Origin of the sequence: Rhizobium sp. BK602 (assembly GCF_014195095.1) — a bacterium.
Classification (GTDB): Bacteria; Pseudomonadota; Alphaproteobacteria; order Rhizobiales; family Rhizobiaceae; genus Rhizobium.
Genome location: NZ_JACIBC010000014.1, coordinates 58752 through 75647, shown reverse-complemented (window position 1 = coordinate 75647; position 16896 = coordinate 58752). Strand labels below are relative to the sequence as shown.

General features: G+C 63.7%; 15 protein-coding genes. 6 read left to right on the top strand and 9 right to left on the bottom strand.

The features are described from left to right. Positions 1-18: 18 nt before the first annotated feature. Positions 19-1293, bottom strand: a complete 1275-nt coding sequence (locus FHX11_RS29440; protein WP_184364849.1) for an ABC transporter substrate-binding protein — start codon at positions 1291-1293, stop codon at positions 19-21. 86 nt (positions 1294-1379) lie between these two features. Between FHX11_RS29440 and FHX11_RS29435 the strand changes: the two genes are divergently transcribed. After that, positions 1380-2324, top strand: a complete 945-nt coding sequence (locus tag FHX11_RS29435; RefSeq protein WP_184364847.1) for a helix-turn-helix domain-containing protein — start codon at positions 1380-1382, stop codon at positions 2322-2324. 133 nt (positions 2325-2457) lie between these two features. Continuing rightward, complete coding sequence (locus FHX11_RS29430) at positions 2458-3228, top strand: TIM barrel protein (protein WP_184364845.1); 771 nt, start codon at positions 2458-2460, stop codon at positions 3226-3228. 3 nt (positions 3229-3231) lie between these two features. Here the strand turns inward: FHX11_RS29430 and copD are convergent, their stop codons facing one another. Next, positions 3232-4119, bottom strand: coding sequence for a copper homeostasis membrane protein CopD (gene copD / locus FHX11_RS29425; protein WP_210292643.1), 888 nt, complete (start codon positions 4117-4119; stop codon positions 3232-3234). Then, the gene (locus FHX11_RS29420; protein WP_184364843.1) at positions 4116-4325 is read right to left on the bottom strand and encodes a hypothetical protein; all 210 of its coding nucleotides are present in this window, start codon (positions 4323-4325) and stop codon (positions 4116-4118) included. The genes copD and FHX11_RS29420 overlap by 4 nt, the downstream gene beginning before the upstream one ends. A 226-nt stretch (positions 4326-4551) precedes the next feature. Here FHX11_RS29420 and FHX11_RS29415 point away from each other — a divergent pair, with 226 nt between their 5' ends. Next, positions 4552-5295, top strand: coding sequence for a metallophosphoesterase family protein (locus FHX11_RS29415; RefSeq protein ID WP_246781203.1), 744 nt, complete (start codon positions 4552-4554; stop codon positions 5293-5295). An 8-nt stretch (positions 5296-5303) separates the two neighbouring features. On the opposite strand, the gene FHX11_RS29410 is transcribed toward FHX11_RS29415, so the two are convergent. Beyond that, on the bottom strand, positions 5304-6785 hold the full coding sequence (locus tag FHX11_RS29410; RefSeq protein ID WP_184364839.1) for an NAD-dependent succinate-semialdehyde dehydrogenase: 1482 nt from the start codon (positions 6783-6785) through the stop codon (positions 5304-5306). A 75-nt stretch (positions 6786-6860) separates the two neighbouring features. Continuing rightward, complete coding sequence (locus tag FHX11_RS29405) at positions 6861-8132, bottom strand: 4-aminobutyrate--2-oxoglutarate transaminase (protein WP_184364837.1); 1272 nt, start codon at positions 8130-8132, stop codon at positions 6861-6863. A gap of 190 nt (positions 8133-8322) precedes the next feature. Here FHX11_RS29405 and FHX11_RS29400 point away from each other — a divergent pair, with 190 nt between their 5' ends. The 3 genes from FHX11_RS29400 to FHX11_RS29390 all read left to right on the top strand — a co-directional run bounded on the left by FHX11_RS29400 (position 8323) and on the right by FHX11_RS29390 (position 11898). Beyond that, entirely contained in the window at positions 8323-9141 is an 819-nt protein-coding gene (locus FHX11_RS29400) for a MerR family transcriptional regulator (protein WP_184364835.1), read from the top strand. 83 nt (positions 9142-9224) lie between these two features. Then, positions 9225-9851 (top strand): ribonuclease D, encoded by a 627-nt coding sequence (locus FHX11_RS29395; protein ID WP_184364833.1) that lies wholly within the window; start codon positions 9225-9227, stop codon positions 9849-9851. 337 nt (positions 9852-10188) lie between these two features. Next, positions 10189-11898 carry a hypothetical protein gene (locus FHX11_RS29390; protein ID WP_184364831.1) on the top strand — a complete coding sequence of 570 codons (1710 nt, stop codon included), beginning with the start codon at positions 10189-10191 and terminating at the stop codon, positions 11896-11898. Between the two features lie 49 nt (positions 11899-11947). Here FHX11_RS29390 and FHX11_RS29385 read toward each other — a convergent pair whose 3' ends face one another. The 4 genes from FHX11_RS29385 to aroA all read right to left on the bottom strand — a co-directional run bounded on the left by FHX11_RS29385 (position 11948) and on the right by aroA (position 16869). Next, complete coding sequence (locus tag FHX11_RS29385; RefSeq protein ID WP_184364828.1) at positions 11948-12805, bottom strand: patatin-like phospholipase family protein; 858 nt, start codon at positions 12803-12805, stop codon at positions 11948-11950. Between the two features lie 173 nt (positions 12806-12978). Continuing rightward, positions 12979-14682, bottom strand: coding sequence for a 30S ribosomal protein S1 (gene rpsA, locus FHX11_RS29380; RefSeq protein WP_184364826.1), 1704 nt, complete (start codon positions 14680-14682; stop codon positions 12979-12981). 178 nt (positions 14683-14860) lie between these two features. Beyond that, positions 14861-15505 (bottom strand): (d)CMP kinase, encoded by a 645-nt coding sequence (gene cmk / locus FHX11_RS29375; protein ID WP_184364824.1) that lies wholly within the window; start codon positions 15503-15505, stop codon positions 14861-14863. Continuing rightward, positions 15502-16869 carry a 3-phosphoshikimate 1-carboxyvinyltransferase gene (gene aroA / locus FHX11_RS29370; protein ID WP_184364822.1) on the bottom strand — a complete coding sequence of 456 codons (1368 nt, stop codon included), beginning with the start codon at positions 16867-16869 and terminating at the stop codon, positions 15502-15504. Before aroA ends, cmk begins: the two co-directional genes overlap by 4 nt. Between the last annotated feature and the right edge of the window lie 27 nt (positions 16870-16896).

Genomic DNA, 16896 nt, shown 5'->3' with positions numbered 1-16896 from the left:
CACGCCCGGCTATGTCGCTCATTTTGCGATCGGCAGTCCGGTCGCCGAGGCGATCTGCTGGGCTGCATCGTCAAGCGCTGCCTTGGCGTCCGGATAGCCGCCGGCGAGGTACTTGGTCTGCACCGCCTTGATGACCGCGTCCGCATCACCGAAATACTGGGTGCCCGGGCTCGGGTTGATCTTCGGCAGGGTCGCGAGAATGTCGGCCCAGACCTTCTGACCGCCCCAATAGGGCAGCGGCTCGTTGACGAAGGGGTCCTTGACCGCTGACAGCAGCGACGGTACGAGACCGAAGGACTTCAGCATCGTGACCTGGCCTTCATTGGTGCCGAGCGTATAGTTCAGGTACTTCCAGGCGGCTTCCTTGTTCTTCGACGTGTTCGAAATCGCCAGCGAAGAACCGCCGAGATTGGCGGCATGCTGCCCGTCAGCCGTCATGCTCGGCATGAGGTAGACACCCCACTTGCCGGCAAGATCCGGCGAGGTGGAGCGGATGGTGCCCTCATACCAGCCGCCATACATCTGCGTGGCGACCTTACCAGCGGTGTTGGACTGGATTTTTTCGTCCCAGTTGGCGGACGTCAGCAGGCCTGCGTCCTTCATGGCCTTGACCTTGTCGAGCGCTGCGACGCAGCCGGCCTGGCTGACGGCGATGCTCTGGCCGTCGGCCGTGAAGTATCCGCAGCCCTGCTCGTTGGAGAGCATGCGGAACCATTCGCTGTCGCCGTTGAAGTCGGCCTGCGACATGATCACGCCCGGATTGGCAGCGGAGATCTTCTTGCCGGCGGCGATGAAGTCGTCCCAGGTCTTGATCGTTGCCGGATCGACGCCGGCCTTCTCATAGAAGTCGCGGCGATAGAACATCGCGACCGGGCCGGAATCCCAAGGCATGGCGTAGGCGGCATCGCCCACTTCAAGCTCGGCGCGCTTGAAGTCCGGGAAAAGCTTTTTGATATCATCGGTATAACCGAGCTTCGTCAGGTCGGTCAGGCAGTCCGGGAAGCGGTTCCAGAAGATCGAGGCCTTGTGGTTCTCGATCGACATGACGTCGGGCAGGCCGTCGCCGCCGGCGGCGCAGGCGGCCAGCATCTTGTCGAAGACCTGCGGATTGCCGATGTCCTGCACATCGACCTTGATATCCGGATATTTCTTGTTAAAGCCCTCGACCGTGGATTTCAGCGCCGACGCAGCGACGTTCCAGCTCCAGACGGTGATCGTGGTTTGCTCCGCGAATGCGGAGCCGGAAGCAAGCATGGCGGCGAGCGTTGTCGCGCCAAGAAGTTTTAAACGCATTGAAAATCCTCCCTTTTCAATTGCCGTCCTCTAACGAACGAGCTTAAACTATCCGTCGGTACGCTTCTGTCTCCTAAAAAAGGAACATGGACTTGGCGAAAAGTAAGGTGGGCGATCGAGCGGTTTATCAGCCGGGTGCGAGCAGCATCGAGGGGCTGCCGACGACCCTGCAGATGTTTCACAACCATCCGCCACCGATGGTCAAGCCGCATTGGCACGCGCAGGTCGAGGTGAACTATATCATACACGGCACCGTGCATTATCGCATGAATGATCATGAAATTCAGCTTCAGGCCGGCGATATCTGCCTGTTCTGGGGCGGCCAGCCGCATCAGATGGACGAATCTTCGGAAGATTCGATCTATGCCGGTGCGCATCTGCCCCTGGTGCATTTCTTCCGCATGCGCCTGCCGCTCGATATTTCCAGCCGGTTGATGCGCGGCCAGATCCTCGTGACCTCGGCGACGGATGCCGCCGACAATGAGAATTTCGCGCGCTGGTATCGCTATGCCGTCTCCGGCGACCCGGCCAAGGCCGGCCATGCGGTTGCCGAATTGCTGCTGCGGCTGGAGCGCATCGCCTTCGAGCCCTATCAGATGCTGCCGGAAAAACGGGAGCCCGAAATGAACGGGCAGGTCCATCCGCAATCCTCGCGCAGCCTGGCGCGAATGTGCGATTTCATCGCCGGCAATTTCCTGCTCGACATCGATACCGTCGATATCGCCAAGGCGGCGGATCTGCATCCGAAATATGCGATGAACCTCTTCAAGAAATGCACCGGCATGACGCTCGGCAAATATGTCAACCTGCTGCGCCTGTCGCGCGCCCAGGCGATGCTGATGCACGATGGCGCCAATGTGCTGCAGGTGGCGATGGACAGCGGCTTCGGCTCGATCAGCGCCTTCAACAAGTCCTTCCGCCATATTGCCGGCATGACGCCCTCGGATTTCCGCCGCGACATGCGGGTCCTGACCGCGATGAATGTCGAGGTCGTCCGACCGCCGATGCGGCGCGGCGCGCCGCAATTCTAGAAAGCAATTCCAGGAAAAATGTGCAGCGGTTTTCCGTCCGCAATTGCGTAAGAACAATGGAACGGAGCAGCCCCCTTGCCACCGCCTTCGATCTGTCGCACGTCTCGAGACCAGTTTGGGAGAGGAGATTTTCATGCGGCAATTTTCGGCATGCATCGAATGGCTGTTTGCCCGCGACGGCGATGATGTCGCCGATCGCATCCGGCTGGCACGCGAGGCGGGCTTGAGCGCGGTCGAGTTCTGGCGCTGGACGAACAAGGATGTGGATGCGCTTGCCGCCGCTGCCGCGCAAACCGGCATGGCGATTTCCGCCCTCGTGGCCGAGCCGATGATCGCGCTGACGAATCCGGCTAACAAGGAGGCCTGGCTAGACGGCCTGCAAGCCTCCGTCAAAGTGGCGCGGCGCCTCGGCGCTCCGGTGCTGATTGCGCAGGCGGGCGACGAACAGCCGGGATTTTCCCGCGCCGAGCAGCGCGTCGCCCTGATCTCGGCCCTTGCCGCCGGTGCCGATATCCTCGAAGGGTCGGGCGTGCGCCTCGGCCTCGAGCCGCTGAACACGCTAGTCGACCATGCCGGCTATTATCTGTCCTCGACGACGGAAGGTCTCGATATCGTCGATGCTGTCGGCCGGCCGGAGATCGGCATCGTCTACGACATCTATCATTCGGCCGTGATGGGCGAGCGGACCGAGGAGGTGGTGGCCGGGCGCGTCGATCGCATCGTCCATCTCCACGTCGCCGATCATCCCGGCCGCAACGAACCGGGCAGCGGCGAGATCGATCTTGCCGCGCGGCTGAACTGGCTCTTCGCCCAGGGCTATGAAGGCAGGGTGGGGCTGGAATACCGGCCGAAGAGCGGAGATGCCGAGGCGGTCCGGGCGGTGGCGGAGCGTCTCTCCGCCTGACGGTCAGGCCGGTTCGAGCATGCCGAAGGCGGCGACCAGCGCGATGGCGGCGATGCCGAGGGCGATTTCAGCGATGCTGCCGAGGCGGATGGCGGTCAGCGCCCGTGCCCGATCTTTTGCGATGCGGGGCACGAAGACGTAGCGATTGACGATTGCCAGCAGGCTCATGCCCATAACCAGCGCGATCTTGAGCGCCAGCAGCGCCTGATAGGGCGAGGACCAGTCCGTCGGCAGGCGCTTCAGGACCAGCATCGTATTGACGATGCCCGAGAGGATGACCAGCGCCACCGCGAGATGCCCGGCTGTCGAGAAGCGCCGCAGTGCCAGCGCCGCCTCGGCCCGATGTTCCGGCTGGGTCAGCAGCCGCAGAATGGCAATGAGCGGCACCAATGCTCCCAGCCAGCCGCCGCCGGCCAGGACATGGAGCATATCGTTGCTCCGATGCGCCAGCGCCAAGAGGCCGGCATGCATGGAGGCGTGGCCGGTGAGCACGAGCGCGGCAAGGCCAAGGCCCGAACCCAGCATTACGCCCGGCCGGCGCCAACGCGGCGATAGCGGGAGTGCGGTGAGGAGAATGAGCGCGGCACCCGCCTGTGCCGACCAGGCCCGGCCGATCGTCGTGTCGAGCAGGACGGCCCGGATCGTATCCGCATCCACGGCGTCGCTCCAGCCATTGCCGATGGCGGCAGCGGCAAGCGGCAGCGAGGTGAGGGCGCTCAGGCCGGCGATCAGCGCCGTGACGATGGACGCGCCGGCGAACATGCGCCAGACCCTGTCGGCCAATGCGTCGGGCACCAGAAGGCAGAGAAATGCCGAACCGCCCCACAGCAGCATCAGCGATGCATCGTGAAGGAAGCGGCATGCCGCAATCGCTGTGCCGAGGTCGATCAAGGCTGCACGGTGAAGGTGAGGGCCGGTTCGCGCGGCGAGGCGACCGTGCTTTCGTCCGTCGTCGCGGACGCCAGATGCGCGGGTGGGAAGGCCCGGCCGGCAAGGGCGAGGACGAAAACGGCGGCAAGGCCGGGGCTGGTGATGGTCGTGGCTATGAAAAATCCTCCCATTGCGCTATCGAGCCGATAGGATTGTGGATAGGTCATGTCAACTTTCGCGATGCCGATCGGCTATTTTCGGGACGCTTTGCCGCAAGGTAACGCTTTCTTGACGGCTTGCGGCCACGTAGAGACCGGGCGCAAGCCTTCGCTCCCGTCTTCGGCTAAGAATCGTCGTTTTTCGGTCGTTTCTGCCGACGGGAGTGGACGTGCCGGGAATGCGGACATTCGGTGAGAGAGTTTCATGGCGGAAAATCTGACGGGCGGGAAAGGGATGCGCGGCTTTAGCCAGCGCCGGCGTCGCGACTGGCTCGATGCCCTGGACAGGCCGACCTATGTGATCGGCGATGTACACGGCCGCTACGACCTCTTGAGCGCGCTCGAACGCAAGATCGTCGCCGATGCCGCCGAGCTGCCTGGCCGCAAGCTGATCATCATGCTCGGCGATTATATCGACCGCGGTCCGGCCTCGGCGCAGGTCGTCGGCCGGCTGATGGCGCAGCCGCCGCAGGGGTTCGACCGCATCTGCCTGACCGGCAATCATGAAATGGCCATGCTCGATTATGTCGATGGCGAAATATCGCTCTCGGACTGGGTGGCGGTCGGCGGCGACGCCACATTGAAATCCTATGGCGTGGATATCCCGGCTCTACGCCAGCAATATCCTCAACCGAAGAAACTCGATACCTTCATCCGCACCTGGCTTCCCGACGATCACATCAATTTCCTGCGCCGGCTGCCGATCCTGCTGGAGACGCCGCAGGTGCTGTTCGTGCATGCCGGCATCAATCCCGACCGGCCGATCTCCGCGCAGACCGACGAGGATCTCGTCTTCATCCGCTCGCACTTCATCGACAGCGCCCAGCCGCTGCCGAAGCTGATCATTCACGGCCATACGCCGGTCAAGGCCGCGCAAGCCGATGGGCTGCGGCTCAATCTCGACACCGGTGCCTTCCGGTCCGGCAGGCTGACGGCGGCCCGGCTATGGCAGGGCCGCGTCCACATCATGTCGACCTGATCGGCGGGTTACAGGTTGCCGATGCAGAGATACTTCATCTCGAGATAGTCGTCGGCGCCATGGCGCGAGCCTTCGCGGCCGAGGCCGGATTGCTTGATGCCGCCGAAGGGGGCGGTCTCCGCCGACATCAGGCCGGTATTGATGCCGACCATGCCGTATTCCAGCGCTTCGGCAACCCGCCAAACCTTCTTCAGGTCGCCGGCGAAGAAATAGGCGGCGAGACCGAATTCGGTGTCGTTCGCCTGCGCGATCACGTCGTCCACCGTCTCGAAGCGGAAAAGCGGCGCCACCGGGCCGAAGGTCTCCTCGCGGGCGACCTTCATGGTCCGGTCGATACCGGTGAGGATGGTCGGCGCGAAGAAGGTGCCGGCGCCCTCGATGCGCTTGCCGCCCATCAGCACCTTCGCGCCCTTGGTGACGGCGTCGCGGACATGATCCTCGGCCTTGGCAACCCCCTGCTCGTCGATCAGCGGCCCGATGGCGACGCCCGGCGTGAAGCCGTCGCCGACCGAGAGCTCGGTCACCTTGGCGGCGAGCCTGGCGGCGAAGGCGTCATAGACGTTCGACTGGACATAGATACGGTTGGCGCAGACGCAGGTCTGGCCGGCATTGCGATATTTCGAGGCGATCGCCCCTTCGACGGCGGCATCGAGATCGGCGTCGTCGAAGACGATGAAGGGCGCGTTGCCACCGAGCTCGAGGCTGACCTTCTTGATCTGGTCGGAGCACTGGCGCATCAGGATGCGGCCGACCTCGGTCGAGCCGGTGAAGCTGATCTTGCGCACCTTGGCATTGCCGCAAAGCTCACGGCCGATCGCCGGGCCGTCGACGCCGACGATCACGTTGAAGACGCCGGCGGGAATGCCGGCCTGCTCGGCCAGTACCGCCAGAGCGATTGCCGAAAGCGGCGTCTGCTCGGCCGGCTTGGAAACCACCGTGCAGCCGACAGCGAGCGCCGGCGCAACTTTGCGGGCGATCATCGCCGCCGGGAAGTTCCAGGGCGTGATCGTGCCGACGACGCCGACCGGCTGCTTGATGACCAGCATGCGCTTGTCGTTGGAGGGAGCCGGAATGGTCTCGCCATAGATGCGCTTCGCTTCTTCCGCATACCATTCGACATAGGAGGCGGCATAGAGGATCTCGCCCCTGGCTTCCGGGAGCGGCTTGCCCATTTCGGCCGTCAGGATCGCCGCCAGCTCGTCGGCATGGGCAACCATGAGGTCGAACCATTTGCGCAGGATGGCACCACGCTCCTTGGCGGGACGGGCGGCCCAGGCGGCTTGCGCGGCATAGGCGGCATCGATCGCCGCCGTCGTCTCGGCGGCACCCATGTCCGGCAGGCTCGCCAGCACTTCGCCGGTCGCCGGATTGAGGACGTCGAAGGTCTTCGTGGCACCGCCGGCCGTCCAGACGCCGTTGATATAGCCGGCGTCGCGCAGGAAGGGCGAGGAAAAGGGAACATGCTTGGTCATTGCGGTCGTGAAGGACATGTCATGCACTCCGGAGAGGATTTGACCCGGCCATCGCGCCGGGCGTTCTGAGAATGGGTTTTGATGCCGGCGCGGTTATTTGCCGGCGCTTGCTTCCAGCATCGAGGCTTCGAGAATGTCGAGCGCCTCGCTGAACACGCCGTCCTGAATGGTGATCGGCGAGAGGAAGCGGATGACATTGCCGTAGACGCCGCAGGTGAGCAGGATCAGGCCCTTGTCGAGGGCGGTCAGCCGCACCTTGTTGGCGAAATCCGCGCTCGGCAGCTTCGTCGCCGCATCGTTGAACTCGACGGCGTTCATGAAGCCGGGGCCGCGGATGTCGGCGATCTCGGGCACCCTGTCGCGCAGCGATTCCAGCCGCTGCTTCAGCCGTGAGCCGAGCTGGTTGGCGCGGTCGCACAGGCCTTCGTCGGCGATGACGTCGAGCACCGCATGGGCGGCGGCGATGCCGATCGGATTGCCGCCATAGGTGCCGCCGAGGCCGCCCGGTCCTGGCGCGTCCATGATCTCGGCCCTGCCGGTGACGGCGGCCAGCGGGAAGCCGCCGGCAAGGCTCTTGGCCATGGTGATCAGATCGGGCGCGACCTCGTGATGGTCCATGGCGAACATCTTGCCGGTGCGGGCGAAGCCCGTCTGCACCTCGTCGGCAACAAGCAGAATGCCGTGCTGGTCGCAGATCTCGCGCAGCGCCTTCATGAAGGCGGCGGGCGCCGGATAGAAGCCGCCTTCGCCCTGCACCGGCTCGATGATGATGGCGGCGACGCGCTGCGGATCGACATCGGCGGCAAACAGCTTCTTCAGCGCTGCGAGTGATTGCTCGACCGTGACGCCGTGCAGCGGCACGGGGAAGGGCGCGTGGAAGACATCGCCCGGCATCGGGCCGAAGCCGATCTTGTAGGGTGCGACCTTGCCGGTCAGCGCCATGCCCATGAAGGTCCGGCCGTGGAAGCCGCCGCCGAAGGCGATGATGGCGGAGCGGCCGGTGGCGGCGCGGGCGATCTTGATGGCGTTCTCGACCGCTTCCGCACCCGTGGTCACGAAGATGGTCTTCTTGGTGAAATCGCCCGGCGTCAGCGCATTGAGCCGCTCGGCCAGATGCACGTAGTTTTCATAGGGCACGACCTGATGGCAGGTGTGGGTGAAGCGGTCGAGCTGCTCCTTGACGGCGGCGATGACGCGCGGATGGCGATGGCCGGTGTTGACCACGGCGATGCCGGAGGCGAAATCGATGTAGCGGTGCCCTTCCTTGTCCCAGATTTCCGCGTTTTCGGCGCGGTCGGCATAGATCTGCGTCGTCATGCCGACGCCGCGGGAAATGGCGGCGTTCTTCCGCTCGGTCAGGGTCATCGAGGTGCTCCGAAATGAGAGGGGACTTAATATCTTGCAGAACTTCTGCAAGTTCTGTAGAAAATTCCTACATTTTTCCTGCAAGATTTCAAGCGGCATTTTGTAGGGGTGACAAGAAAGCGCAAGGCTCACGGATGCCCGCCATCCGTGCTAAGCAGGTCGAAAGACGAAGATCGGGAATCATTGGCACATGAACAGCATCGAGCCTGTGCGCTACAAGGTGGCGGAGGCGGCGCGTCTGGCGGGCGTATCGGCCTCGACGCTCAGGCTCTGGGAGAGCCAGGGCCTGGTCATTCCCGGCCGTTCCGAGACCGGACACCGGCAGTACAGCGCCGATGATGTCGCCCGGCTGAAGCGGATTGCCTGGTTCCGTGCCGAGCGTGGGCTCAATCCGGCGGCGATCCGTGAGGCGCTGGAGAGCGAGGACACGACGACCCAGACGGCGGAAAATGGCGAGCAGGCCGGCACCTCCGACATCGGCCGCAGGCTGCGCGCCCTGCGCCATGCCGCCGGCAAGACACTGGAACAGGTTGCCGTCGATCTCGGCATGACCTCGTCGACGCTGTCGACGCTGGAGCGGACCTCGCAGGGCGTGAGCTTCAAGACCCTGCACGATCTCGCCGATTATTACGGCACGACGGTCTCGCGGCTGTCGGGCGAGGAGCGTGAGCATGTCCCGGCGCTGATCCGTTCCGGCGAATGGCGAGCCTGGCCGGAAACGACGCCGGGCGTCACCGTGCAATTGCTGGCCGAGGGACGGACGATGATGGATTGCCATCGTTTCGTCCTGGCGCCGGGCGCGGCGAGCGAAGGCGCCTATCGCCACGACGGCGAGGAATTCATCCATGTCCTTGCCGGCCGGCTGGAGCTGGTGCTCGACAGCGACCAGTTCTTCGATCTGTCGCCGGGCGATTCCCTCTATTTCGAGAGCCGCCGCTATCATTCCTGGCGCAATCGCCACGACGGCGAGACCATCCTGCTCTGGATCAACACGCCGCCGACATTTTGAGCCCGCACGGTATCGTCATCTCCGCGTCTGTCCTATAAACGGGCGAAAACGATGTTCAGACGATAGTAAGCCAGGAGAGTATCATGGCCGCCACCATCCGTTATCACGAAGGCGATATTTCCGCCGCCGATGCCGCCCGCTACACCGGCGCCATCGCGATCGACACCGAGACGCTCGGCCTCATTCCGCGTCGCGACCGGCTTTGCGTCGTGCAGCTTTCGCCGGGTGACGGCACCGCCGATATCATCCGCATTGCCGCCGGCCAGAAGGAAGCGCCCAATCTCGTGGCCATGCTTGCCGATCCCGCCCGCGTCAAGATCTTTCACTACGGCCGTTTCGACATCGCCGTGCTGTTCCATACCTTCGGCGTCACCACCACGCCGGTCTTCTGCACCAAGATCGCCTCGCGCCTCTGCCGTACCTATACGGACCGCCACGGCCTGAAGGATAATCTGAAAGAGATGCTCGAGGTCGATATTTCCAAGGCGCAGCAATCCTCCGACTGGGCGGCCGAGACGCTGTCGCCGGCGCAGCTCGAATATGCCGCCTCCGACGTGCTCTATCTGCATGCGCTGCGTGACAAGCTGACGGCACGCCTGCTGCGCGACGGCCGTATGGAGCATGCCGATGCCTGTTTCACCTTCCTGCCGACGCGGGCCAAGCTCGATCTTCTCGGCTGGGAAGAGGCGGATATCTTCGCGCATAGCTGATCGGCCGCGCGGGATCGAAAAAAGGCCGGTGCCGCTTTGCGTCGCCGGCCTTTTTCTTGAGAGCATGTCGCGCAAAAGCGTGCGGCGGTTTTGCGACCACGACATGCGCAAAATCAAAGACCTAAAGCGCGAGACGCGGATCTGAAGGATCGCGATACGCCTTAGCGATCTGTTAACAAACGTCCTGCTATCCTGTTTTAGATTTTATGCATTCGACCGGCGCTTCCCCGCGCGGCATGGCCTTCCGGCTCTCGAATCGCAAACGGCCGCATGAGCGGACCTGATTGAAACCTGCCTTCTGCTTCCACCATCGTCCCGCCGGACAGAGGAGCATATCATGTTGTCTCCGATTGGTGCCGTGTCCGTCGTGGGGGTGCCCACGGAAAAGCCGGTGGTCGCGACCGCCGAAACCGCCAGCGTGCAGACAGCGGCGACGCCGGTTGCCGTCTTGTCGAGCACGGTGAATGCCAGCGTCGAGGGCAAGTTGAACATGCTGCTGGTGGCGGCGCGCGAGCGGATGTTCGAAAGCCTGCTTGCGGCCATCGAAGCCGCCAGCGTCGCGCTCGACCTTCCCCGCGATCCGGACGAGAGCAACGCCGCCTTCGCGCAGCGGCTGGCCGACGCCATCCGCAGCCTGCCGCCGCAGCAACTCGCCGCGGTTCAGCAGCGGCTGAACGTGCAGGCCAATGTGCCGCTCCCGCTGCCGTTGATTGCCGAGGCGCTGGATAATCCCGACGCACCCGAGGCGGTCCGGCTTGCCATGAGCCTGGAAACGGCTTCCGCGCCGGAACCCGACGCCATCATCAAGGCGGTCGTCAATTCCTATGGCCAGAATGCCGCGGACGCTGAGCCGGCCGGCTCGCAGGCGCCGCAAAGGGCTGTAGCCGCCGGGAATGCGAATGCTGGGGTGACGTCGCCGTCCGCTCCGGCGGAGACGCCGGTGGTGTCCTCGGCCCCGCCGTTAGCGGCTGCGCCGGCCGCGCCTGTCGCGCAAGCCGCACGGGAAACGCTGGCGGCGGTTGTTGCCGCCCTCGAAGCTGTGCCTCTGCCCATGGCTTCCGCGGATCCGGAGGCCGCATTGGACACTGAATTTGCGCCGCCGCAGGCCTTGCCCGACCAACGGATTGCCATCCCCCTGCAGGTGATTGGCGCTTTCGCCGACAATACCGCCGCCGCTGCGGGGGAGATCGCCCCTCCGCAGCCTGCCGTTCCCGGCAAGGACAATGCGCCGCCCGCCACGCCACCGCCGCCGACGGTATCGGCCGAGGGCAAGCTTCCGACGGAAATCGCCTTGATCCGGTCGCCCATCGATCCGCCGCCGCTGCCGCGGCAAATCCAGCAGATCCGCGCCGACATCAAGGAAGGATTGCAGGTCGCCGTCGCCACTGCAGTCGACGCTGCCGCGTCCGGGTTGGTGCAGGTCCGTCCCAACGACATGCTCCCGGCCGAGCGAATCATTGCGCAGGCGCTGGCCGTCGATCGGGAAGATCTGCAGCCATCGCCGCAAGCAGGCCCCGACGAGAAGGTCAGAAATGCCGCCGTCTTGGCGGGCGGGATGCCGTCTGTCTCCGAGGCGGCGCCGGATGCTCCGTCCGCCGCCGCGTCCGCGCTGATCGGCAAGCAGCCCGTCAACGCGCCAGCCCCACAAGCCATGGACATGCCGGATACGCCGATGCAGGCTGGTGCGGCGATCGCCTCCCTGCTCGGCGTTCCCTTTGCCGTCGCCCATTATCTGCCGGCCGACGTTCCCGGCGAGGATGATCCGAAGCGGGTCGACCGTGTCGATCCGGCCGATGAGGAGCGCCGGGACGGGCAAGGCGGCGAGACCGCGCAGGATCGCGGCGAGGATGATCGGCAGGCTGACGAGCAGGAACATCCAGCCGCGGAGAATACCGATCCGGTGCCCGATGGAATGGAAGCCGAGGCCGAAGCCGCACCCACCGCATTGGCCGCCCCGCGTCTTCCCGCCTTGCCAGCGGCCTCGCCGGCAGAACCTCCGCCCGGCCATGTCTTCGATTTCTTTCAGCGCATGGTGGGCTGGGAATAAGCTGGACCGAGGGCATTAGGCGCTCATTTGCAAAGCAGCGGCTGCTCTCTTACCGCCAGAACTCCGCAAGTTCACATGCAATCCCAAGGCCTTGCATTACAGCGTTCCGCGCAACGGCGGGGCGAGATGAAAAGTTCATCGTATCGGAACCTATCGCTTCGAGGCATGCCTCATCGGGAGTGATGGCAAGGGCCTGCATTCCGGCCGCAAGGAGTTCATCAACTTGGGCCGCTGTCCGGGAAATCATTCGCTGTCCCACTGATCCTGCCGGATTGAAGCTCAGGATCAGAATGGTATCGAACTGGCCGACGAGATCGGCATTGGCAGCAGAGCGCAGGCCGCCATCCATATAATACCTTCCGCCGATCGGGACCGTTGGGTGAAGACCGGGCAGGGAGCAGCTTGCCGCGACAGCTGTCCCGAGCGTCACGCCGCAATCTTGCCGCAGTACTACCCTCGCTTTGCCGTCAGCAACGTCGACTACGACGATACCGATGGTCTCCGGCCAGTCGTCGGTGCCGACAATCGTAGAAAATCTCCCAACGTGGGTCTGCAGATTATCTGACGTCGAAGCTGCCAAGGCGTAGGCTCCGACCTCAATACGCTCGCTCTCGCTCTTCTGCGCTTTCGCGAATAATTCCGGCAACTTGGCGATTGCTGCCATGGGAGGTGGTGAGTTGCTGGCCGCTCCAGGCGTGCGCGTGGCTTCGGCCATGATGGCCTCCGTCATTTTGATCGGATCGCGGCCTGCGGCAATCTGGGCGCCGACGATTGCACCGGCGGAGGTCCCAAGAAGGAAATCCGTCGTCGACAGCGAAAGCCCCGACTGAGCCAAACCACTGACGAGTCCGCACTCCCATGCAACTGCAAGCGGGCCTCCTCCACTGATGACGACTGCTCTAGACATCGCAAACTCCCGTAGGACTCGGTCTCCCGCCGATCAGTATCCAATCTAGTTCTACATCAAAGTAAGTCGTTGGGCGGCTGTCGCTCCTGTCTTTTGAATGATGCTGCTAGGTCAAACAAAAACCCGCCGGATCGCTCCGGCGGGTTCTTCATTTCTATCAGGCTTGCCGAGGATTATTCGGCGTTGCGGTTCTTCAGAGCCGCACCCAGGATGTCGCCGAGCGAAGCGCCCGAGTCGGACGAACCGAACTGAGCAACGGCTTCCTTCTCTTCTGCGATTTCCAGAGCCTTGATCGACAGCATGATCTTGCGGTCCTTCTTGGAGAAGTTGGTGACGCGAGCGTCGACAACCTGACCAACCGAGAAACGCTCCGGACGCTGTTCGTCACGGTCACGCGACAGATCGGCGCGGCGGATGAACGAGGTGATGTCTTCGTGGTTGACGAGCTTCACTTCGATGCCGCCGTCGTTGACTGCGATGACTTCGCAGGAAACGACTGCATTCTTGCGCAGGTCGCCGGAAGCTGCTGCTTCGCCGACTGCGTCCTTGCCGAGCTGCTTGATGCCGAGCGAGATGCGTTCCTTCTCGACGTCGACGTCGAGAACGACAGCCTTGACGACGTCACCCTTGTTGAACTCCTCGATGACCTGCTCGCCCGGACGGTTCCAGTCGAGGTCGGAGAGGTGCACCATGCCGTCCACATCGCCGTCGAGGCCGATGAACAGGCCGAATTCGGTCTTGTTCTTGACTTCGCCTTCGACTTCGGTGCCAGCCGGATGGTTGCGGGCGAATGCTGCCCACGGGTTTTCCAGCGTCTGCTTCAGGCCGAGCGAGATACGACGCTTGGTCGGATCGACTTCGAGAACGACGACTTCGACTTCCTGGCTCGTGGACAGGATCTTGCCGGGGTGAACGTTCTTCTTGGTCCAGGACATTTCCGAGATGTGGATGAGGCCTTCGATGCCCGGCTCCAGCTCGACGAACGCACCGTAGTCGGTGATGTTCGTGACGGTACCGGAGATCTTCTTGCCTTCCGGATACTTGGCCTGGATGCCATCCCACGGATCGCTCTCGAGCTGCTTCATGCCGAGCGAGATGCGGTGGGTTTCCTGGTTGATGCGGATGATCTGTACCTTGACCTGCTGGCCGATGGACAGGATTTCCGACGGATGGTTCACACGGCGCCATGCCATGTCGGTGACGTGCAGCAGGCCGTCGATGCCGCCGAGGTCGACGAACGCACCGTAATCGGTGATGTTCTTGACGACGCCGTCAACAACCTGGCCTTCTTCGAGGTTCTGAACGATTTCAGAACGCTGCTCGGCACGGGACTCTTCCAGAACCGTACGACGCGAAACGACGATGTTGCCGCGGCGCTTGTCCATCTTGAGGATTTCGAAGGGCTGCGGGTTGTGCATCAGCGGGGTCACGTCGCGGATCGGACGGATGTCGACCTGCGAGCGCGGCAGGAAGGCGATAGCGCCGTCGAGATCGACGGTGAAGCCGCCCTTGACCTGGTTGAAGATGACGCCTTCAACGCGTTCGCCAGCTTCGAACTTGGCTTCGAGCTTGATCCAGCTTTCTTCGCGGCGAGCCTTTTCGCGCGACAGAACGGCTTCGCCCAGCGCGTTTTCGATACGCTCGACGTAAACTTCGACTTCATCGCCAACCTTGAGCGTGCCGTCCTTGGCGCGTGCACCGAATTCCTTCAGCGCGATGCGGCCTTCGACCTTGAGGCCGACGTCGACAACGGCAACGTCCTTCTCGATGGCGGTGATGATGCCCTTGGTGACATAGCCTTCGGCCAGGTCGTTCTTGGCGAAGGACTCTTCGAGAAGAGCTGCGAAATCTTCGCGAGAGGGGGTAGCTACAGACATAAAATCTCCTGGCGTGTCCTTATTTTGCATTTGGACACTGATGCGCCGGTGGTTCGTGTTGAACAGGCCTGCATCCAGTCCGCCTTCCCCTGGGGAAAGCTATCCGGCGCTTGGACGGAATGTCAGGCTTTAAAAATCGGCGGCTTCGTGCGCAAGGCACGCGAAAGCCGCTCGCATATCAGGCATTTCGGCTCAGGGCGGCATCGATGATCGATTTTGCCGCCTGAAACGCCGCTTCTATACTCATTTCCGAGGTATCAAGCAAGTGCGCGTCTTCCGCCGGCCGCAAAGGGCTGTCGGCCCTGCCCATGTCGCGCTCGTCGCGCCGCTTCACGTCCGCGAAAATCGCCGCATGATCGGCGTTGCCGCCGGCATGAATGATCTCGTCGTAGCGCCGTCTGGCGCGTACCTCGGCCGATGCCGTGACATAGAGCTTCACCGGCGCGTCCGGGCAGACGACGGTGCCGATGTCGCGCCCGTCCAGAACCGTGCCCGGCTCCTTCAGCGAAAAGGCCCGCTGCGCCTCGACCAGCGCTCGGCGCACCGCCGGCATGACGGCGATCTTCGAGGCCGCCTCGCCGATCTCATGCGTCGCCAGGACCGCGCGGTCGAGCCCGGCGAGGTCGACCCTGTGCGCCATCGCCTCCGCCACGGCCTCGTCGTCGAGCGGCAGGCCGGCATCGAGCAGCGCCTTGGCGGTTGCCCGGTAGGTCAGGCCGGTGTCGAGGTGATGAAACCCATATTCCTCGGCGATCCGGCGCGACAGGGTTCCCTTGCCCGCCGCGGCCGGTCCGTCGATGGCGATCGTAAACGGTGTCGTCACGGAGTTCTGCGTCCTTCCACTTCCATATCGGCGCCAAGGTCTGCCATCAGATCGAAAAATTCGGGAAAGCTGGTGGCGATCATCGTGCAATCGTCTACCGCGACCGGATGTTCCGAGGCGAGCCCCATTACCAGGAAACTCATGGCGACGCGGTGGTCAAGATGGGTCTTGACCGTGCCGCCGGCAGCATTGCCGAGGCCCTTCCCATCCGGCCGGCCGCGCACACTAAGCGAATCCCTGGTCTCCGTGCAATCGACGCCGTTGAGCGTCAGTCCCTCGGCGACCGCAGCAAGCCGGTCGGATTCCTTGACCCGCAGTTCCTCCAGGCCGAGCATGAGCGTCGTGCCCTCGGCGAAGGCGGCGGCGACCGCGAGCACCGGATATTCGTCGATCATCGACGGTGCCCGCTCGGCCGGCACGGTGACGCCCTTGAGCGCGGAGGAGCGCACGCGCAGATCGGCGACATCCTCGCCGCCGGCGAGACGCTTGTCGAGCACTTCGATATCGGCGCCCATTTCCTGCAATGTCAGGATCAGGCCGGTGCGGGTCGGGTTCATCAGCACGTTGCTGATCGTGATGTCCGATCCGGGTGTGATCAGCGCCGCTACCAATGGGAAGGCGGTCGAGGAGGGATCGCCCGGAACGTCGATGGTCTGGCCGGAGAGCTTGGTCCGGCCCTGGAGGCGGATGGTGCGCACGCCGTCGCGATCGGTCTCGACCGAAAGCTCGGCGCCGAAACCGGCCAGCATCTTTTCCGTATGGTCGCGGGTCATCACCGGTTCGATGACGGTGGTGACCCCCGGCGCATTGAGGCCGGCAAGCAGCACGGCGGATTTGACCTGCGCCGAGGCCATCGGCACGCGATAGCTGATCGGATTGGCCACCGCCGGCCCGCGCAGCGTCACCGGCAGCCGGTCCCCTTCGCTGGACTTGACCTCAACGCCCATCTGCCGGAGCGGATCGAGGATGCGGGCCATCGGCCGTCTGGAGAGCGAGGCATCGCCGATGAAGGTGGTCGAGAAATCGTAGACGCCCACAAGACCCATGGTCAGGCGGCTGCCGGTGCCGGCATTGCCGAAATCGAGCGGTGCCTCGGGGGCCAGCAGCGCGCCGTTGCCGACGCCCTTGATGATCCATTCGGCGCCGACCTTCTCGATCGCGGCGCCCATGGCCTGCATCGCCTTGCCAGTGTTGAGCACATCCTCGCCCTCGAGCAGGCCGGTGATGCGGGTCTCGCCGGAGGCAAGGCCGCCGAACATGAAGGAGCGATGGGAGATGGATTTGTCGCCGGGGACGCGGATGGTGCCGGAAAGATTGGCCGAGCGGCGCGCCGTCGCGGGCCGCGGATGATTGTCGTGCGGCATGGGCAATTCCTTTGCGATGCCGTTATT